This is a genomic window from Mesorhizobium sp. M0293 (assembly GCF_040321735.1).
Taxonomy (GTDB): domain Bacteria; phylum Pseudomonadota; class Alphaproteobacteria; order Rhizobiales; family Rhizobiaceae; genus Mesorhizobium.
This window is the reverse complement of the sequence record NZ_JAMYSA010000020.1, coordinates 1-18,926: the sequence shown is the minus strand read 5'-3', so window position 1 is coordinate 18,926 and position 18,926 is coordinate 1. Positions and strand designations below refer to the sequence as shown.

At 63.6% G+C, this 18,926-nt stretch carries 15 protein-coding genes and 1 pseudogene; 14 read left to right on the top strand and 2 right to left on the bottom strand.

Annotation, left to right across the window (positions count from 1 at the left end; translation table 11 throughout):
- Nucleotides 1-15: 15 nt before the first annotated feature.
- Complete coding sequence (locus NKJ06_RS10390) at nucleotides 16-1,617, bottom strand: ABC transporter substrate-binding protein (RefSeq protein ID WP_352630333.1); 1,602 nt, start codon at nucleotides 1,615-1,617, stop codon at nucleotides 16-18.
- Nucleotides 1,618-1,808: 191 nt separating this feature from the next.
- Here NKJ06_RS10390 and nanR point away from each other — a divergent pair, with 191 nt between their 5' ends.
- From nanR to apnL, 12 genes and pseudogenes are all read left to right on the top strand, one after another.
- The gene (gene nanR, locus NKJ06_RS10385) at nucleotides 1,809-2,519 is read left to right on the top strand and encodes a transcriptional regulator NanR (protein ID WP_352630331.1); all 711 of its coding nucleotides are present in this window, start codon (nucleotides 1,809-1,811) and stop codon (nucleotides 2,517-2,519) included.
- A 78-nt stretch (nucleotides 2,520-2,597) separates the two neighbouring features.
- A pseudogene (locus NKJ06_RS10380) lies at nucleotides 2,598-2,786 on the top strand (FCD domain-containing protein); the annotation flags it as partial.
- A gap of 183 nt (nucleotides 2,787-2,969) precedes the next feature.
- Nucleotides 2,970-3,992 carry an ABC transporter substrate-binding protein gene (locus NKJ06_RS10375; protein ID WP_352630329.1) on the top strand — a complete coding sequence of 341 codons (1,023 nt, stop codon included), beginning with the start codon at nucleotides 2,970-2,972 and terminating at the stop codon, nucleotides 3,990-3,992.
- Between the two features lie 69 nt (nucleotides 3,993-4,061).
- Complete coding sequence (locus tag NKJ06_RS10370) at nucleotides 4,062-6,545, top strand: ATP-binding cassette domain-containing protein (protein ID WP_352809747.1); 2,484 nt, start codon at nucleotides 4,062-4,064, stop codon at nucleotides 6,543-6,545.
- Nucleotides 6,542-7,567, top strand: a complete 1,026-nt coding sequence (locus NKJ06_RS10365) for an ABC transporter permease (RefSeq protein ID WP_352630326.1) — start codon at nucleotides 6,542-6,544, stop codon at nucleotides 7,565-7,567. Before NKJ06_RS10370 ends, NKJ06_RS10365 begins: the two co-directional genes overlap by 4 nt.
- 111 nt (nucleotides 7,568-7,678) lie before the next feature.
- Nucleotides 7,679-8,506: a phosphogluconate dehydrogenase C-terminal domain-containing protein gene (locus tag NKJ06_RS10360; protein ID WP_352630324.1), complete on the top strand. Its 828-nt coding sequence runs from the start codon at nucleotides 7,679-7,681 to the stop codon at nucleotides 8,504-8,506.
- Nucleotides 8,507-8,821: 315 nt separating this feature from the next.
- Nucleotides 8,822-9,763: a D-ribose ABC transporter substrate-binding protein gene (locus tag NKJ06_RS10355; protein ID WP_024502459.1), complete on the top strand. Its 942-nt coding sequence runs from the start codon at nucleotides 8,822-8,824 to the stop codon at nucleotides 9,761-9,763.
- Nucleotides 9,764-9,856: 93 nt separating this feature from the next.
- Complete coding sequence (locus NKJ06_RS10350) at nucleotides 9,857-10,501, top strand: DUF2291 family protein (RefSeq protein ID WP_352630322.1); 645 nt, start codon at nucleotides 9,857-9,859, stop codon at nucleotides 10,499-10,501.
- The gene (locus NKJ06_RS10345) at nucleotides 10,498-12,054 is read left to right on the top strand and encodes a sugar ABC transporter ATP-binding protein (protein WP_352630320.1); all 1,557 of its coding nucleotides are present in this window, start codon (nucleotides 10,498-10,500) and stop codon (nucleotides 12,052-12,054) included. The genes NKJ06_RS10350 and NKJ06_RS10345 overlap by 4 nt, the downstream gene beginning before the upstream one ends.
- Nucleotides 12,047-13,111, top strand: a complete 1,065-nt coding sequence (locus NKJ06_RS10340) for an ABC transporter permease (RefSeq protein WP_127412150.1) — start codon at nucleotides 12,047-12,049, stop codon at nucleotides 13,109-13,111. Before NKJ06_RS10345 ends, NKJ06_RS10340 begins: the two co-directional genes overlap by 8 nt.
- Before the next feature lie 2 nt (nucleotides 13,112-13,113).
- A complete protein-coding gene (locus NKJ06_RS10335) occupies nucleotides 13,114-14,148 on the top strand; it encodes a Gfo/Idh/MocA family protein (protein WP_352630318.1) in 1,035 nt (344 codons plus the stop codon).
- A complete protein-coding gene (gene apnL, locus NKJ06_RS10330) occupies nucleotides 14,145-15,983 on the top strand; it encodes a D-apionate lactonase (protein WP_352630316.1) in 1,839 nt (612 codons plus the stop codon). Before NKJ06_RS10335 ends, apnL begins: the two co-directional genes overlap by 4 nt.
- A gap of 2 nt (nucleotides 15,984-15,985) precedes the next feature.
- Here apnL and NKJ06_RS10325 read toward each other — a convergent pair whose 3' ends face one another.
- A complete protein-coding gene (locus NKJ06_RS10325) occupies nucleotides 15,986-16,699 on the bottom strand; it encodes a transcriptional regulator NanR (RefSeq protein ID WP_352630314.1) in 714 nt (237 codons plus the stop codon).
- Nucleotides 16,700-16,883: 184 nt separating this feature from the next.
- On the opposite strand from NKJ06_RS10325, the gene oiaX reads away from it, so the two are divergent.
- Nucleotides 16,884-18,134 (top strand): 3-oxo-isoapionate-4-phosphate decarboxylase OiaX, encoded by a 1,251-nt coding sequence (gene oiaX / locus NKJ06_RS10320; RefSeq protein ID WP_352630438.1) that lies wholly within the window; start codon nucleotides 16,884-16,886, stop codon nucleotides 18,132-18,134.
- 4 nt (nucleotides 18,135-18,138) lie between these two features.
- On the top strand, nucleotides 18,139-18,926 hold a 788-nt coding region (locus tag NKJ06_RS10315; protein WP_352809744.1), incomplete at its 3' end, for a four-carbon acid sugar kinase family protein.

The following is an 18,926-nucleotide window of genomic DNA, read 5'->3' as shown; positions in this document are numbered from 1 at the left end:
TGTCTACGCAGCGGCCTATTTGGCCACTTCCCACTTCTCGACTTCGTTGTAGACCGGGTGGTTGAAGATCACGAGCGGCTGCTCCTTGAAGTGCTGCGCCAGGCCAACGATGCGGTTGTTGAAAGCCAGCGGCCGCACCTCGTTCCACAGCCAGGCCTTAGGCAGCTCCTGGTTGAGGATGCGTGACGCCTCCTGATAGCTCTCGGCACGCACCGTGCGGTCGGCCGATTCCAGCCCCTTGTTGAACAGTTCATCGACCTTGGGATTGCAATAGCCCATGCTGAGTGGCTTTGCGCCGCAGACGACGACCGGCGAGCCGAGCGAGGGATCGAGCCCCATGCCATTGGCGAAAAAGCCCATCTGGAAGCTGCCGTCGGCATAGGTCTGGTTGATTGCCGCCGGATCGAGCAGGCGCGGCTGGATGTTGACGCCGACGGCGGCCAGATAGCTCTGGATGGCGGTGACGGTGTCGACATTCATCTGGTCGGAATAGTAGTAGATGAAATCGACCGGCTGGCTGCCGTCCCAGCCCGCTTCGGTGAGCAATTGCTTGGACTTGTCGGGATTGTAGTCGTAGGGCTCGAGATTCTTAGCGCGCGCCCAGTCTTGCGGAAAGAGTGTGTTCGACAGTTCGCCAGCGCCCTGCTTGACCGTATCGATGATGGCCTTGCGGTCGATGGCGTAGAGCATCGCCTGGCGCACCCGCACGTCGGCGAAGCGCTTGTTCTCCAGGTTGAACTGCAGATAGGTCGGCAGGCCGGCGGAGAATTTCGGCAGCACCGTCAGATAGTCGAGCTTCTGCAGCCGGGCGAGTTCGGAGATCGGCACGCCGCCGCCCTCATAAGACATGGCGTCGACCTCCTGCGTCTCGAGTGCGGCGATGATCGGCGGCACGTCCTTGTAGATCTGGTAGATGATGCGCTCGAGTTTCGGCGCGCCCAGGAAATAGTCGGGGTTGCGGTCGACCTCGACATACTGGTCGCTCTCGTATTTCTTCCAGATGAACGGTCCAGTGCCGACGCGGTTGATCCAGAAGGCGTTGCCCTTGACGTCCTGCGGCGCGACCTTGCCCAGTATGTGTTCCGGGAAGATGCTGATGGCGATAAGCTGCAACTCCACCCAAAGCGGCTTGGCGCTGTCGAGTTCGACCTGGACGGTCGTGTCGTCAAGCGCCTTGACCCCGGCAAGCGAGGAGGCCGAGCCATCTTGGAACGCCTTGTACCCGGCCACGGCCGAGAGCTTCTGCGCCCATGGCGAGTTGACTTTCGGGTTGGCGTAGAGGTTGAGGCTGAACACCACGTCCTTGGCTGTGAAGGGCGTTCCGTCATGCCATTTGACGGCGTGGCGCAGGCTGAAGACATAGGTCTTGCCGCCATCCGGCGTCTTCCAGCTTTCGGCCAGCATCGGCTGCACGCCATCGCCCGTCCATTTGATGTGGACCAGTCCCTGCAGCACGGTCTCATCGAGGCGGTGGCCGCAGGTGGTGTGCAGCGTTCCCATCTCGATGCAGCCGGTGCGCATGGCGGAACGGAACGTGCCGGCGCCCTCGGCTTTGGCAATCACTGCGGCAAACATCAGTGCCAGCGCCGGTACAAGACTCATCAGAAATCGTCTCATGGAATTCTCCTCCCATTGCTTTCCGCCGGTCGAAATCGGGGCGATGCCCCCTGCTCCTGGCCTGCTCCCGCGTCAGACCCTCACGTGTCGGGCCGACCGCCGCGCCATTGGCCGGCGGCGGTCTCCTCCAACCCTTCGGTTCCGCAAGTCCTCGCTTGCGGCGACTGGTCTAATAGCTTAAAAGGTAGACCATGCACAATATGCCGGTTCGAAAAAAATTGTCCGATGAAGTCCGCCTCCGCCTGGAGGAGATGATCCGCGACGAGGTCTATCCGGTCGGCGCCTCGCTGCCGTCCGAGCGCGACCTGATGTCGATGTTCGATGTCGGGCGCCCCTCGGTACGCGAGGCGCTGTTTGCGCTGGAGAAAATGGGGTTGGTGCGCATCAGCAGCGGCGAGCGGCCGAAGGTGACGCGGCCGACGTCAAAGAACATGCTGGAGCAACTGACGGGCACGGCGCATCTGTTGATGGACCAGCCCGACGGCATCGGTCATTTCGAGCAGTTGCGGCTGTTTCTCGAAGTCTCGATCGCGCGCCATGCCGCCGAGGTGGCAACGCGCGAACAGGTCGAGACCCTTGCGGCGGCACTTGCCGAGAACGAACGCGCCATCCCGCGGGCCCGCGCCTTCGCTGTCACCGATGTCGCGTTTCACCGGGTGCTGACCGCGATTCCCGGCAACCCGATCTTCCTCGCCGCGCACGAAGCGCTGGTGGAATGGCTAATCAACCAGCGCATCCACATGGCCAACACCGAAGTGGAAAACCGCAGGAGCTTTGCCGGCCATAAAGCCGTGTTCGAGGCCATCGAGCGGCACGACCCGGAAGCGGCCGGGCGGGCAATGCGCGAGCACCTGGAAAACGCCCGCCGCAAGTTCAATTCGGGCCTGGCGAAACCGGACTAGGCTCGCCCGTCTTCACGCTCGACCATCAGCCCGTTGCGCTGATCAACCAGCTTCTAGAGTTCGCTCCAATCTTTCGCGTCAGCCGCCGAAGCGCGGCTCCGCGACGCCCTTGATGCCAAGACCGGTGATGGCGAACAGGCTGCCGCCAACGAGCACCACCAGCAGATGTTCGCGGCATTGCGCAACCGGGATGCCGAGGCGGTCAGGGCCGCAGTCCGCGCCGATATCGACGCGGCATTCGACGTGCTGGTCGATCTTCTGAAGTAGCTTTCGGCCCCGGTCTCCGACGACCGATCACATCTCTTCAGGACAAATGCGCGGCGGCGTCATTGCTGACGCTTGCCTATTTGGTATGCTGGTATAATATGTACCTGACATAGCGTGTCTCTGGGAGGTTGCGCTGTGCTTGTGTGGCAAGCCAAGCCGATCGTGTTTTTGGGAGGAAATACCATGAGATTTGTAACTGTGGCGGCGCTCGCCAGCGCCGCAATGGTGGGTGTTGCCGTGGTGCCGGCAATGGCATCTGCGGATGCGCCGGTCATCGCGCTCGCCAACGCCTATTACGGGAACACCTGGCGGCACCAGATGGTGGAAGCGTTCGAAGCCTCTGCCAAGGAAGCCAAGGCCGCCGGTCAGATCGCCGACTATATCGTCATGAACGGCGATGGTTCGGTGGCGCAGCAAAACAGCCAGATCGCCGAACTGATCCTGAAGAAGGTCGACGTGCTCGCCGTCGACGCCGCCTCGGAAACAGCGGTCAATGGCATCATCGAGAAAGCCTGCAAAGCCGGCATCATCGTCATCTCTTTCGATTCGGTGGCCTCGGCGCCCTGCAACTACCAGCTCAATTTCGACTTCAAGGGCTACAAGGCAACCCAGGCCGAGGCTGTCTTCAAGATGCTCGGCCGCAAGGGCAACGTCCTGCAGGTGCGCGGCGTGAAGGGCTCGGCGCCCGACAACGACATGTTCAACGCGCAGCAGTCGGTGCTGGCGAAGTATCCCGACATCAAGGTGGTCGCGACCGTCTATGGCCAGGCGACCGCCTCGGTGGCGCAGGCGGCGATCGCCAATGTGCTGCCCAGCCTGCCGCATGTCGACGCCGTGCTCGGCCAGGGCGGCAGCGACGATGTCGGCATCGCGCAGGCCTTCGTCCAGTATGGTGGCGACTACGCCGGCAAGATGCCGATCATCGAGGGTGGCGGCGGCACCGACTTCGTCAAATGGTGGGCCGAGGAGAACGCCAAGAACGGCTACCAGACGGTGTCCATGAACACCACGCCGGGCATCGGCGGTGCTGCCTTCTGGCTCGGCCTGTCGCTGCTGAAGGGCGCCCAAGCGCCCAAGCTGATGATCATGCCGGTGGCGACGGTCGATGCCGGCAACCTCAAGGAATACGCCAAGCTGCCGGGCGGCCAGATCATCAGCCCCAGCTATTCGCTGGACTGGGTCAAGCAGAACCTGCTGAGCAAGTAACGCGGCCTATCGACCGGGCGCTGCCGAACGGCCGCGCCCGATCCTCACGGCCGAAGAAATGGAGGACGAATGTCCCAGTCTGCTGTTGCCGATCAGGACAGCGCCGCCGCCAAGGCGCTTGCCGCTCCGATACAGCAAAGTGTCGTTTCGCTCACCGGGATCACCAAGAGCTTTGGACCGACGCTCGCCAACGCAGGCATCGACCTCTGCGTCGCTGCCGGCGACGTGATCGGGCTGGTCGGCGGCAACGGCGCCGGCAAATCGACACTGATGCGTATCCTGTGCGGCGCGATGTGGCCGACACTGGGCTCGATTTCCTTCGCCGACGAACAGGTGAATTTCGCCGGCTACGGCACCGCCGAAGCGCAGCGGCGCGGCATCCGCATGGTGCATCAGGAGCTTTCGCTCTGCGCCAACCTGTCAGTCGCCGAAAACTTCTTTCTGGAGACACCTCAGGATGCGGCGACTCGACCGGGGTGGAGAACGGTTTACAGGGCTCGGGCTCGAGCGGCGCTCGACGCCGTCTTTCCAGGCAACGGCATCGATGCCGACGCCGAGGTCGGCCACCTCTCCATCGCCGAACGGCAGATGGTGGAGATCGCGCGTGCCGCGGCCACGCCCGGCGTCAGGCTGATCGTGCTTGACGAACCGACCTCGTCGCTCGATCTCGACCGCTCGAAACAGCTGCGCGCCTTCATTCGCGAGCGGGCAAAGGCCGGCCTTGCCTTCATCTTCATCAGCCACAAGCTGCAGGAGATCATCGACATCGCCACCGAGATCGTGGTGCTGCGCAACGGCCGCACGGCATGGCAGGGCCAGGTCGCGGACGCCTCGATCGGCAGGCTGGTGCAGTTGATGGGCGGCGATGCCAATCCGATCCATCAGCACGTCGTCTCCATCGCCTCCGCCCAGGACGTGCTGGTGCGGCTCTCCGGCCCGCTGACATCAGAACTCGGCCGCGACATCGATATCGTGCGTGGCGAGATCGTCGGGCTGGCCGGCCTCGAAGGCAGCGGCCAGAAGGACCTGTTGCATAGGATCTTCAGCCCCGGCCGCAAGCAAAGCTCGGCGGTCACAAGACATGCGCAGGCCAGCTTCATCGCCGGAGACCGGCAGAAGGAAGGCGTGTTCCCGCTGTGGAGCGTGCTCTCGAACATCAGTATCGGCGCACTGGCCCGCCGCCCGGCGCTGGGTCTGGTTTCCGATCGCGCCAATCGCGACATGGCCGCTGGTGCCGCCGGCAAGCTGCGGTTGGACGACAGCCGCTTCCAGTCCAACATCACCGAGCTCAGCGGCGGCAATCAGCAAAAGGCGCTTGTCGCCCGGGCGCTGGTCGCCGATACCCCGATCATCCTGCTTGACGACCCGACGCGCGGCGTCGACATCGCCACCAAGCAGGATTTCTACCGGCTGTGCAACGAGATCGCGCGCAGCGGGCGCGTACTGGTCTGGCATACGACCGAGGATGCCGAACTGCTGGCCTGCGATCGCGTGCTGGTCTTTGCCGGCGGACGCGTCGTCAGGGAACTTACCGGCGACGCGATCACGGAATCGGCTGTTGTCGGCGCGTCCTTCACCCAGCCGGCGGACGGGCTCGCCGCTCTCCGACACAAAGATGCGCCGGCGACGAAGCTTGGCCGCAGGCTGGTGGATGCGGCGCCCTTCATCGGCCTTGCCGCCGTACTGGCCGTGATGATCTCGGCCAATCCCGCCGTCGCCTCGATCTTCGGCCTCGATCTGCTGCTGATGCCGGCGCTGTCGCTGGCGCTGGTTACGGCGGCACAGATGTTTATCGTGGGCGGCAGCGAGATCGACCTCGGCGTCGGCGCCTTTGCCGGCCTCGTCAGCGTGCTCAGCGCCACGCTGCTCTACGACCAGCCATGGCTCGGCGCGCTGGCGCTGGCGGCGGCGCTCGCCGCCTATGCCGGGCTTGGCGGGGTGATCCAGGCACGCAAGATCCCGGCCATCGTCGTTACGCTCGGCGCCTCCTTCATCTGGGTTGGACTGGGCTATGCGCTGCAGCCGACGCCCGGCGGCGCCAGTCCGGAATGGCTGTCGGCGCTCTTCGGCTGGTCGCTCGGCTTCGTGCCCACCTCCATCATTCTCATCGCGGCCGTCGCGCTGACCGTCTTCGTCATCGACCGGCTGCCGCTTGGCGTGGTGCTGCGCGGCTTTGGCAACAACCCGACGGCGATGATCCGTTCGGGATGGTCGCCGACGCGCTATGCGCTGGTGCGCTATCTTATCGCCGGGTTGTTTGCGGGTGCGGCCGGCCTGTCGCTGACGGCGATCAACACGGCGAGCGACATCAACTCCGGCAATTCGTTCACGCTGCTCAGCGTCGCCGCCGTGGTGATGGGCGGCTGCTCGCTGCTGGGTGGCATCATCTCGCCGGTCGGCGCCGTTGCCGGGGCGGTGACGCTGTCTTTGATCGGCGCACTGCTCGGCACGCTGAACGTCAGCAGCGATTTCAACGCCGCGACGCAAGGCCTGATCCTGATCGCCCTTTTGACGCTTCGCAGCCTGACCGCCGACCGCAGGAGCGAACAATGAGCGCTCTGACCGCCTTCAGCCTCTGGTCGCAGAGAAACCGCTGGATCTGGGCGGCGATCGGCGTGCTGCTTCTGTGGCTTGTGCTGTCGATCGTCACCAACCGCTTCAGCCTGTCCAGCCTGTCGGGCATTATCTTGTCGGCGTCCTTCCTGACGATCGTCGGCATCGGCCAGATGTTCGTGGTGACGACTGGGCGCGGCAACATCGACCTCTCGGTCGCCTCGGTGATCACGCTCAGCGCCTTCGTCGCGCTGCTCACCATCAAGGGCCAGGATGCCAATCTCGCCATCGGCGTTGCCGCCGCGATCCTGCTCGGCCTTGCCGTCGGCGCACTCAATTCGCTGCTTGTCGTGGGGCTCGGCATCCCGGCCATCATCGCCACGCTGGCTACCGGCTATGTGCTGGCCACCGCGACGCTGCTGTCGAACCGGGCGATCTCGGGTTTCAGTGTCAGCCCGGCACTGAAATACTTGGCATCGGGCCGCATTTCCGGCGTGCCGATCATGGCGATCATCGCAATATTAGGCGTAGCGGCAACCTCCTTCGTGCTTCGCTATACGGTGTTCGGCCAGCTGTTGTCGGCGGTCGGCCAGAACCGCACCGCCGCGCGGCTCGCCGCCATCAGGACCGGCCCGGTGATCGCATCGGCCTTCATCATCTCGTCGGTGCTGGCGTCCCTCAACGGGCTGCTGCTCGGCGCCTATATTGGCGGCGCCTTCCTCGAAATGGGCCAGCCCTACCTCTTGCAGTCGATCGCCGCGGTGGTGCTCGGCGGAACGCTGATCTTCGGCGGCTCGGCAACCGCCGTCGGCACCCTGTTCGCCAGCATTCTTCTTATTCTGATCGTGACCACCATGCAGATCATCGGCCTGCCTCCGGGCGCCCAGGACATCGTGCAGGGCATCGTCGTCATCTTCGTGCTTGCGCTTGCCGGACGACAGGCGATGACGCGGCGAGCGCCGGCCGAGCCGACAGGCAGCGACGGCGACGCGGCAGTGCCGGCGGGAAAGCGGCAGTCATGACCTGCACCGCATTCGCCATTATCGGATTGCCAAAATCTGGTAGTGTGATTATACCAGTTGATAAGTTAACGACGGGCGACACCGTCGGCTGAGATCAGGAGTAATGACCAGATGACAACGATTGCGCTGTTCGGTGCCGGCGGAAAAATGGGCTACCGCCTGTCGACCAATTTCCGCGGATCGCCCTACACGATACGCCATGTCGAGGTCAGCGAGGCCGGCCGCGAGCGACTGAAGACCGGACTGGGTTTCGATGCGGTCAGCGCCGACGAGGCGCTCAAGGGCGCCGATGTCGTGATCCTGGCCGTTCCGGACACGCATATCGGCAAGGTGGCTACCAGCATCGAGAGCAAGCTGGCACCGGGCACGATGGTGGTGGTGCTCGACGCGGCGGCACCCTTCGCCGGCCATCTGCCGAACCGGCCGGACCTCACCTATTTCGTCACCCACCCCTGCCATCCGCCGATCTTCAATGACGAGACCGACATGGCGGCCAAGAAGGACTATTTCGGCGGCGTCAAAGCCAAGCAGCATATGGTCAGTGCCCTGATGCAGGGACCGGAAGAGGACTATGCCAAGGGCGAGGCAATCGCAAAAATCATCTGGGCGCCGGTCATGCGCTCGCACCGCGTCACCGTCGAACAGATGGCGTTGCTGGAGCCTGGCCTCTCGGAGACGGTGTGCGCCTCGCTGCTGGTTATCATGAAGGAAGCCGTCGACGAGGTCGTGGCACGCGGCGTCGACAAGCAGGCCGCGCTCGACTTCCTGCTCGGCCATATGAACGTACTGGGCGCTGTCATTTTCGGCGAGACCAAGGGCGTGTTCTCGGACGCCTGCAACAAGGCGATCGAATTCGGCAAGCCGGTTCTGATGCGTGACGACTGGAAGCGCGTGTTCGAGCCGGAAGAGATCGCCGCCAGCATTCAGCGCATCACCTGAGACGCAGGTCCATCTTCTCGTCGGTTAGGGAGAAGGTACGCGCGCGCAAGCTACCTTTCAGGCACATATCACCTGAATTAGTGATTGACTCATCATACCAGTTGGCTTAGCTGTTCATGGCTTGGATCGACAAGGTTTCGCAGGGAGTACGAAGCCTGGGCGAGTGGAGGATGGCTGGGGAGCAACGATCCGCTGAGGGGAGCCGGCAAACGGCTCTTTAGCCCGAAAGCGATCCGCCGCCCGCGCTGCCTGACGAATTCGGATGCCGATAGAGGCCTTGGTTGACCAAGGTAATTTTTCAAACGGGAGGACTTCATGAAACTCACACGCAGAATGACGCTTGCGGCTTTCGCCGGCATGCTGGCGCTTGGCACCGCAGTTCCTGCCTACGCGGCGGATCTCATCGCCATCATCACGCCTTCGCACGACAATCCGTTCTTCAAGGCGGAAGCCGTCGGTGCCGAAGCCAAGGCCAAGGAACTCGGCTATGAGGCGCTGGTGCTCGTCCATGACGACGATGCCAACAAGCAGTCCGAGCTGATCGACACTGCGATCGGCCGCGGCGCCAAGGCGATCATCCTCGACAATGCCGGCGCCGACGCCACCGTCGCCGCCGTGCAGAAGGCCAAGGACGCAGGCATTCCGTCCTTCCTGATCGACCGCGAGATCAACGCCACCGGCGTCGCCGTGGCGCAGATCGTTTCCAACAACTACCAGGGCGCCCAACTCGGCGCGCAGGAATTCGTCAAGCTGATGGGCGAGAAGGGCAACTTCGTCGAGCTGGTCGGCAAGGAATCCGACACCAATGCCGGCATCCGCTCCAAGGGTTATCACGACGTCATCGACGACTATCCGGACTTGAAGATGGTTGCCCAGCAGTCGGCCAACTGGAGCCAGACGGAAGCCTATTCCAAGATGGAATCGATCCTGCAGGCCAACCCCGACATCAAGGGTGTCATCTCCGGCAACGATACGATGGCGATGGGCGCCTATGCGGCACTTGCCGCGGCGAACCGCAAGGATGTCATCGTCGTCGGCTTCGACGGATCGAACGACGTGCGTGACTCCATCACCTCCGGCGGCATCAAGGCAACCGTGCTGCAGCCCGCCTTCGCGCAGGCGCAGATGGCGGTCGAGCAAGCCAACGACTTCATCAAGAACAAGAAGTCGCCGGCCAAGGAAAAGCAGCTGATGGACTGCGTTCTGGTCAATGGCGACAATGCCGCCAAGCTGGAAACCTTCGCGCTGACCAACTGAGGCAGCGTGATTTGAATAGCGAGGGGCGAATCTTGGTTCGCCCCTCGCCGCCATTTTCCGTGGGCCGACCACGATGCTGAACAACAGGCCGCCATGCTGAACAACAAGCCGAACTGGCCGATCCTTGCCTTGATGGTCGGCATCAGCCTGACCGCCTGCAAGATCTTGCCGACAAAATCGGCAGACGGCGGCAATGCTCCCGCCTTCAATCCGGACAAGACGGTCGAAGAGATATGGGCGGCAAAGGTCGTGCCTTATCTCCAGCAGAAAGCCGGACCGTTTGCGGAGGTTCACACTCTGGCGACAACCGATGCCGCAGCGGCCGGCGCCAAATACGGCAATCCGAACAAGCAGGCGAACGCGCCGTGGACTTTCGCGGTTCGCCTGGAAGGCAAGATCGTCGCGGCGAATACGCAGTCGCGCGCGGCGACGGTCGACATCGATGTCGACGGCGACGGCAAGGCCGATGCGCGAGTGCAGATCGGACCAGCGGTGCGCGGTACCGCACTGCGCGACAGCCTGGACTTCATCCAGTTCAACGACTTCACCAACCAGATCGACTTCGCCCAGTTCGGCAAGGCGTTCAACAGCTACGCCGACAAGACGGTGCTGTCCAAGCTGCCGCGCGAAGCGCTGGAAGGCCGCACCGCCAAGGTGCTGGGCGCCTATACGCTGGGCAACGGCCAGGACCTGCCGCTGGTGACGCCGGCGGAGGCAGAAATCGGGTCGAAGCCATGAGCGCGGCCGCGGAGCGCGAAATCATCCTGAAACTGGAGGACGTCTCCAAGGTTTATTCCGGAACCGTTGCGGTCAAGCGCGCCAATTTCGAGGTGCGCAAGGGTGCGGTCAACGTGCTGGTCGGCGAAAACGGCGCCGGCAAGTCGACGCTGATGAAGATCATCGCCGGTGTCGAACGGCCGACTGCCGGCCGCATATTGCTGCAGGGCGAAGAGGTGTCCTTCTCGTCGTCCGGCGATGCGGTGAACCGTGGCATCGGCATGGTGTTCCAGGAGCTGAACCTGTTCGGCAATATGAGCGTCGCCGAGAACATTTTCGCCACCCGTGAAATCACCAACCGGTTCTGCAAGATCGACCGCAAGGAACAGGAGCGCCGCGCGGCGGAATTTCTAAAACGCCTGCAGGCCGGCATACGGCCCGACATGCTGGTCGAGGATCTGCGCATCGGCCAGCAGCAGCTGGTCGAGATCGCCAAGGCGGTCTCGCTCGACGCGCGCATCCTGATCATGGACGAGCCGACCTCGGCGCTGAGTGCTGCGGAGGTCGAGATCCTGTTCAAGGTGATCGCCGACCTCAAGGCGCGCGGCGTGGCCATCGTCTACATCTCGCACCGGCTGGAAGAGCTGATCCGCATCGGCGACTACATCACCGTGCTGCGCGATGGGCACATCACCGGCCAGGAGGAGATGAAGAACGTCGACACGCGATGGATCGTGCGGCAGATGATCGGCTCCGACGCCAAGGACTTCGCCAAGGCCGACGGTCATGTTCCCGGCGAAGAAATCTTCCGCGCCGAGGACATTTGCCTGCCGCTCGCCACCGGCGGGCTTGCCGTCGACCATGTCTCGTTGTCGCTGCGTGCAGGCGAGATCCTCGGCATATACGGCCTGATGGGCGCCGGGCGCAGCGAATTGTTCGACTGCATCATGGGCCGCCATAGTCATTCGACGGGCGAGATCTTCATTGGCGGCAAACAGGTCAGGGAGCGCGACACGACGCGACGCATCCGGCGCGGGCTGGCGCTGATCCCCGAGGACCGCCAGCGCGAAGGGCTGGTGTCGATCCTCTCGGTCGCCAGCAATCTGACGCTGGCCAGCCTGTCGCGATTTGCCCGCCTGTTCCATATCCGTGGCGCCGACGAAAAGCAGGCGGTGACACAGATGGTGCGGGAACTGGCGATCAAGGTCGCCGACCCGGTGCAGGAGGTTTCGTCACTGTCGGGCGGCAACCAGCAGAAGGTGGTGATCGGCAAGGCGCTGCTCACCGGACCCAAGGTGCTGTTGATGGACGAGCCCAGCCGGGGCATCGATGTCGGCGCCAAGGCGGATGTGTTCCGCACCATGCGCAAACTGTCCCGCGACGGCTTGGGGATTCTTTTTGCGACCTCCGATCTCGACGAGGTCATGGCGTTGTCCGACCGCATCGCGGTGATGAGCAACGGAAAACTGACCGGCATATTCGATCGCGCAGAGGCAACGGAGGCGGTACTCGTCGCTGCCTCGGCGCTTGGCCACGGACCGGTTCGACAGATGGAGAGCACCGCGCATGACTGACATCCCAGCCAAGGCGGCCGCTCCCTCCGCTTCCAGCGGCTCGGTGCTGTTGACATTGATGAAGCTCAGGACCTTCATCGCGCTGATCGCCGTCCTGATCTTCTTCTCGATCGCGGCGCCGAATTTCCTGTCGACCGCCAATCTGATCCTGATGTCGAAGCACGTGGCGCTGAACGCGTTCCTGGCGATGGGCATGACCTTCGTCATCATCACCGGCGGCATCGACCTTTCGGTCGGCTCGATCGTCGGCCTGTGCGGCATGGTGGCCGGCTATCTCGTGCTCAACGGCATCGACCTGCAGATCGGCTACACCATCTATTTCAACGTCTTCGAGATCGCGCTGATCACGCTTGCGGTCGGTATATTGATCGGGGCGGTCAACGGCTTGCTGATCACCAGGCTGAACGTCGCGCCGTTCATCGCCACGCTCGGTGTGCTCTACGTCGCACGCGGCCTGGCGCTCTTGTCGTCGGATGGCCGCACCTTCCCCAACCTCGTCGGCAAGCCGGAACTCGGCACCACCGGCTTCGGTTTCCTCGGTGCCGGCCGGCTGCTCGGCCTGCCGGTGGCGATCTGGATCCTGATCGTCGTTGCACTGGGAGCCGCCTATCTCGCCAAATACACGCCGCTCGGCCGCCACATCTTCGCCGTCGGCGGCAATGAACGGGCGTCGCGGATTTCGGGCGTCCGTGTCAACATGGTGAAGATGTTCGTCTACATGTTCTCGGGTTTCTGCGCGGCGATCGTCGGCCTGATCATCTCGTCCGAGCTGATGGCCTCGCATCCGGCGACAGGCGAAAGTTTCGAGCTCAACGCCATCGCAGCGGCGGTGCTCGGCGGCACCTCGATGTCGGGTGGTCGCGGCACGATCGGCGGCACCATCGTCGGCGCCTTCGTCATCGGCATCCTTTCGGACGGATTGGTGATGATGGGTGTGAGTTCGTTCTGGCAAATGGTGATCAAGGGCCTCGTCATCATCGTCGCCGTCGTCGTCGACCAGGCACAGCGCCGGCTGCAGAGCCGGGTAACGCTGATGCAGATGGCGAAGGCGGGCTGATCATGGCGGAGTTGCGGGGAGCGCTGATCGGCTGCGGCTTCTTTGCCGTCAACCAGATGCATGCCTGGCGCGACATAGTTGGCGCCTCGATCGTCGCCATCTGCGACCGCGATCCGGAACGGCTCAAGATCGTCGGCGACCAGTTCGGCATTGCGAAGCGCTATGCCGACGCCGCGGAACTTTTTGCCGGCGAAAGCCTCGACTTCGTCGATATCGCCACCACCGCGCCCAGCCATCGGCCGCTGGTCGAGATGGCGGCCGCCCATCGCGTTCCGGTGATCTGCCAAAAGCCGTTCGCGCCGACGCTCGCCGACGCCAAGGCGATGGTCAGGGCCTGCGCGGAAGCCGGCGTGCCGCTGATGGTGCATGAGAATTTTCGCTGGCAGTCGCCGCTCCAGGCGGTGCGGGCCGTGCTCGACAGTGGCGAGATCGGCAGACCTTTCTTCGGGCGCATTTCCTTCCGTTCCGCCTACGACGTGTTTTCCGGCCAGCCCTATCTGGCGACGGGAAAACGCTTCATCATCGAGGACCTCGGCATCCATATCCTCGACATCGCCCGTTTCCTGCTCGGCGACGTCACGACCATCACGACACGAACCATCCGCATCAACCCCGAGATCGCGGGCGAGGATGTGGCGACCATGCTGATGGACCACAATAGCGGTGCGACCTCGGTGGTCGATTGCAGCTACGCGACGAAGCTCGCCACCGAGCCGTTTCCCGAGACGCTGATCGAGATCGACGGCAGCGACGGCACGATCCGGCAGGCGCAGGGATACCGGCTCACCGTCACCGGCAAGAGCGGCACGGCAGTCACCGACGTTTCGCCGCCGCTGCTGCCGTGGGCATCGCGGCCCTGGCACAACATCCAGGAAAGCGTCGTCGCCATTCAGCAGCACTGGGTCGACTGCCTGGCCAAGGGAACCGAGCCGGCGACCTCGGGCGCCGACAATCTCAAAACGTTTGCGCTGGTCGAGGCCGCCTATGCCGGTGCCGCGAGCCGGCAACCGGTGCAGCTCGACACCTTGCTGAAATGACCGCCGACGCCTTCTTCCTCTACGGCACGCGAGCGGTCGAGGCCGAGCCGGTCAGGCTCAACGCCGGCGCGCTCAGCGCGGACTTCGTCAACGGCAATCTGCGCACCATTCGCCATGGCGGCACCGAAGTGCTGCGCGCCATCGCCTATATCGTGCGCGATCGCGACTGGGGCACTTACGAGCCGACGTTGACGGACCTTGTCATCGACCAGGGCGCGGACACTTTCTCGGTCAGCTATTCGGCAAGCTGCACCGGGCCGGACGAAAGCCGGCTCGGCTTCCGTGCCACGATCAAAGGCTCCGCTCAAGGCGAGTTGATCTTCGACGTGAGCGCCCTCCCCGAAAGCGATTTCGAAACCAACCGCTGCGGCTTCTGCATCCTGCACCCGATCGCCGGCCTCGCCGGCAGCCCGATCACGGTCGAGCATACCGGCGGCAGCATCGTCGCGACGAAACTTCCCGAGCTGATCGACCCCTGGCAGCCTTTCAAAGATTTGCGAGCGATCACTCATGAGGTGCGGCCCGGCGTCACTGCCGAGTGCCGGATGGAGGGCGATACTTTCGAGATGGAAGACCAGCGCAACTGGTCGGACGCCTCCTACAAGACCTATGTACGGCCGCTTGCGCGGCCATGGCCCTATGTGCTGCCTGTCGGCCAACCCCTGCGCCAGACGATCAGCCTGCGCATCACTGGTGAAAGCAAAACGCCGGCTGCCGCCATGGCCCGCGAACCGGTCCGCGTTGAACTCGGCGAAGCCGGGCCGAGACTGCCCGATGTCGGCGTGGTCATCTATCCCGAGGATGTCGAGACGACGTTGGCGAACCTCTCCGCGCTGTCGACACTCGGCCCGCAACAGTTGCTGTTTCACTACGATCCGACGCGCGGCCACGGGCTCGATGCCTTGCGGTCCTTTGCAAGGCTAGCCGCCGCCCATCCGGCGCACACAACCCTCGAATGCGTCGTTGCCTTCACAGGCGATCTCGACGCCGAGCTGTCAGGCGTCGCCGCCCTGGTGCGCCAGGCCGAGCTAAACCTCTCGGCCATTGCCGTGTCGCCTTCGGTCGACCGGCAGTCGACGCCGCCGGGCAGCGCATGGCCTGAATGCCCACCGCTCGAGGAGGTCTATGCGGCGGCGCGACGCGCCTTTCCCGATATTCGCCTCGGCGGCGGCATGTTCAGTTATTTCACCGAGCTCAACCGCAAGCGCGTGCCGGCGGACCAGCTCGATTTCGTCACCCATTGCACCTGCCCGATCGTGCATGCCGCCGACGATCTCAGCATCATGCAATCGCTGGAGGCGCTGCCTTTCATCACCCAATCGGTGCGGTCGATCTTCGGGGCGAAGCCATACCGGATCGGACCGTCGACGATTGCCATGCGCCAGAACCCCTATGGCGGCGCGACCAAGCCCAATCCCGGGGGACAGCGCATCGCCATGGCCGACAGCGACCCGCGCCATGCCGGCCTGTTCGCAGCAGCATGGACGATCGGCTATGCCGCACGCGTCGCGCCGGCTGGACTGGAGATGCTGACTCTTTCCAGCTTCACCGGCCCGTTCGGCGTCTTGGCGTCATCCGGAGAACCCGTCGCGGAAGGATCACCCCGCCCGATCTTCAGGGCTATCAAGGGGCTTTGCGAAATGGCCGGCCTTGCGCAGGTGGCGGCAAGGACGAGCGATGAGACCAAGGTGCTGGCGCTGGCCGGTCGTTCTGCCTCGGGCGAGATTGTCGCATGGCTGGCGAATCTGACGGCAGACGACGTGCAGGTCGATCTTTCGGCGCTCGGGCGAGGCCATCTCGTGATGACGCCTTATACGGTTACCCGGCTCGGCTGAAGTTACTTTTCGGAATTCATCACATAGAGCGCGCGCGAGCGCTCCAGATGCTTGATCATCGCCTTCTCGGCGCCGTCGGCATCCTTCTTCTCGATGCGGCCAATGATCTCTTCGTGCTCGGTCAGCGTGAAGTTTTCCTTGCCGGTCCAGATCAGCATTTCGGTGTGATATTCCTTCAACCAGCCCAGCATCGCCTCGCTGACGGCGACATAGATCGGGTTGCCGGAAATCGCGGCGATCTGGGTATGGAACTTCATGTCAGCGGAAATGAAGGCTTCGGAATCACCGCGAAAGCCGCGCTGTTCGGCAACGGTGGCCCGCAGCCGCTGCACATCCTCGGCGGTGGCCTTTTCGGCGGCTTCCCTGACCATGCCGCGCTCGAAGAAGATGCGCGCGGTCTTCAAATGCTCAAGCGTGTCCTTCGATGACGACAGGATGATCTTGGCGGCGCCATCGACCTGCTTGATGATCGACTTGGCGGTGAGCTGCAGCACCTTGGCGCGCTCGCCATGCGAGATCGCGACAAGGCCCATATTGCTCAACGCCTGCATCGCCTCGCGGATCGCCGGCCTGCCGACCTCGAAGCGCTCCATCAGTTCGCGCTCCGACGGCATGTCGTCGCCCGGCATCAGCTCGCCGCTGGTGATCAGGCGCTTCAGCCGCAAGAAGACCTCGTCGGAAAGCTTGCGCCGGACAATCGGTTCCGAACGGTTCATCGTCGCGAATCACTCCCTTGACCCGGCCCTATCTAACACTGCCGGCATAGTTCCCGGAAATTGCCGTCTGTCGATCCGCCTAAAACTCCCAGCCCGATATGTCTTGCAATACTTATGTACTCATTATACCAGATTTCGAGCACCGGTGAACCTTTTTCGAACGCTCGGCCTGAGACAGCAGACCATGATCACCCTCACCTATCGCATCGAAACGCCTGGCAGCATCGAAGCGCTGGCCGCCAAGATCGCCAGCGACCAATCGACCGGGACCTTCGTCGCGCTGCCCGGCGAGACCGAGGAGCTGAAGGCCCGCGTGGCGGCGCGCGTGCTGGCGATACGGCCCCTGCCCGATGTCGAGCGGCCGTCGCTTCCCGATGACGGCAACGGGCCGTTCAAGCGTGCGGATATCGATATCGCCTTTCCGTTCGATGCCATCGGCACCGACCTTTCGGCGCTCATGACGATCGCCATCGGCGGCACCTATTCGATCAAGGGTCTCACCGGGATCCGCGTCGTCGACATGAAACTACCGGAGGATTTTCGCGGCGCGCATCCCGGTCCACAGTTCGGTGTCGCCGGCAGCCGCCGGCTGACCGGTGTGACGGACCGCCCGATCATCGGCACGATCGTCAAGCCGGCGCTCGGGCTGCGGCCGCCCGAGACGGCGGCAATGGTGGCGGAACTGATCGCCGCCGGCGTCGATTTCATCAAGGACGATGAAAAGCTGATGAGCCCGGCCTATTCGCCCCTGTCGGAACGGGTGAAGGCAATCATGCCGCTCATCCTCGACCATGAGCAAAAGACCGGCAAGAAGGTTATGTATGCCTTCGGCATCTCGCATGCCGACCCGGACGAGATGATGCGCAACCATGATCTGGTGGCGAAGGCCGGCGGCAATTGCGCTGTGGTCAACATCAATTCGATCGGGCTCGGTGGCATGTCGTTCCTGAGAAAACGCTCCAGCCTGGTGTTGCACGCCCATCGCAATGGCTGGGACATCCTCACCCGTCACCCGGGCCTCGGCATGGACTTCAAGGTCTGGCAGCAGTTCTGGCGGCTGCTCGGCGTCGACCAGTTCCAGATCAACGGCATCGCCTCGAAATACTGGGAACCGGATGACTCTTTCGTCGAGTCGTTCAAGGCGGTGACGACACCGATCTTTTCACCCGAGGACCGCGCCTTGCCGGTGGCGGGCTCCGGCCAGTGGGGCGGCCAGGCGCCCGAGACATATGCACGGACCGGGCGGACAGTCGATCTTCTCTATCTCTGCGGCGGTGGCATCATCAGCCATCCGGACGGGCCTGGCGCCGGCGTGCGTGCCGTGCAGCAAGCCTGGCAAGCGGCGGTTGACGGCATTGCGCTTGCCGACTTCGCCTTGAACCACCCTGAACTGGCGCGGTCGATCGAAAAATTCGGCGACGGCAAGGCGGCCTGAAGCCATGCAAGACCTGCTTCTCAGCTATTATGGCGACGACCTGACCGGCTCGACCGATGTCATGGAGGCGCTTGAGCTCGGCGGCGTGCCGACCGTGCTGTTCATGCGCCAGCCGGACGAGGCCTTGCTTGCGCGATTTGCGCAGTGCCGGGCGATCGGCCTGGCCGGCACCAGCCGCAGCGAGACGCCGCAGTGGATGGACACGCATCTGCGCGAAGCCTTCGGCTGGCTGAAGACGTTGAAAGCCGCAATCTGCCACTACAAGGTCTGCTCGACCTTCGATTCCAGCCCGACGATCGGCAGCATCGGCCGGGCCATCGAGCTCGGCCGCTCGGTGTTCGCACAGGACAGCGTGCCGCTGCTGGTCGGCGCGCCGCAGCTCAAGCGCTACACCGCCTTCGGCCATCTGTTCGCCGCCTATCGCGATCAATATTTCCGCATCGACCGCCACCCTGTGATGAGCCGCCACCCGACCACGCCGATGGATGAGTCCGATCTGCTGATCCATCTGTCGCGACAGACGGCGCTGAACTCCGGGCTGGTCGACCTTGCGACGCTGCAGTCCGCGTCACGGTCGGCGGCATTCGACCGCCTGGCCGGAGACGGCACCGCAATCGTGCTTGTCGATGTCGACAATCTGGAGACGCAGGCTCTGGCCGGCAAGGAGCTGTGGCGCGTTCGCAAGCCCGGCGGTTCTTTTGTCGTCGGTTCGTCCGGTGTCGAGTATGCGTTGCTGGCCGAATGGGCGGCGAATGAACTCGTCAGCGCCGGACAAGGCGTCACGCCGCCCGG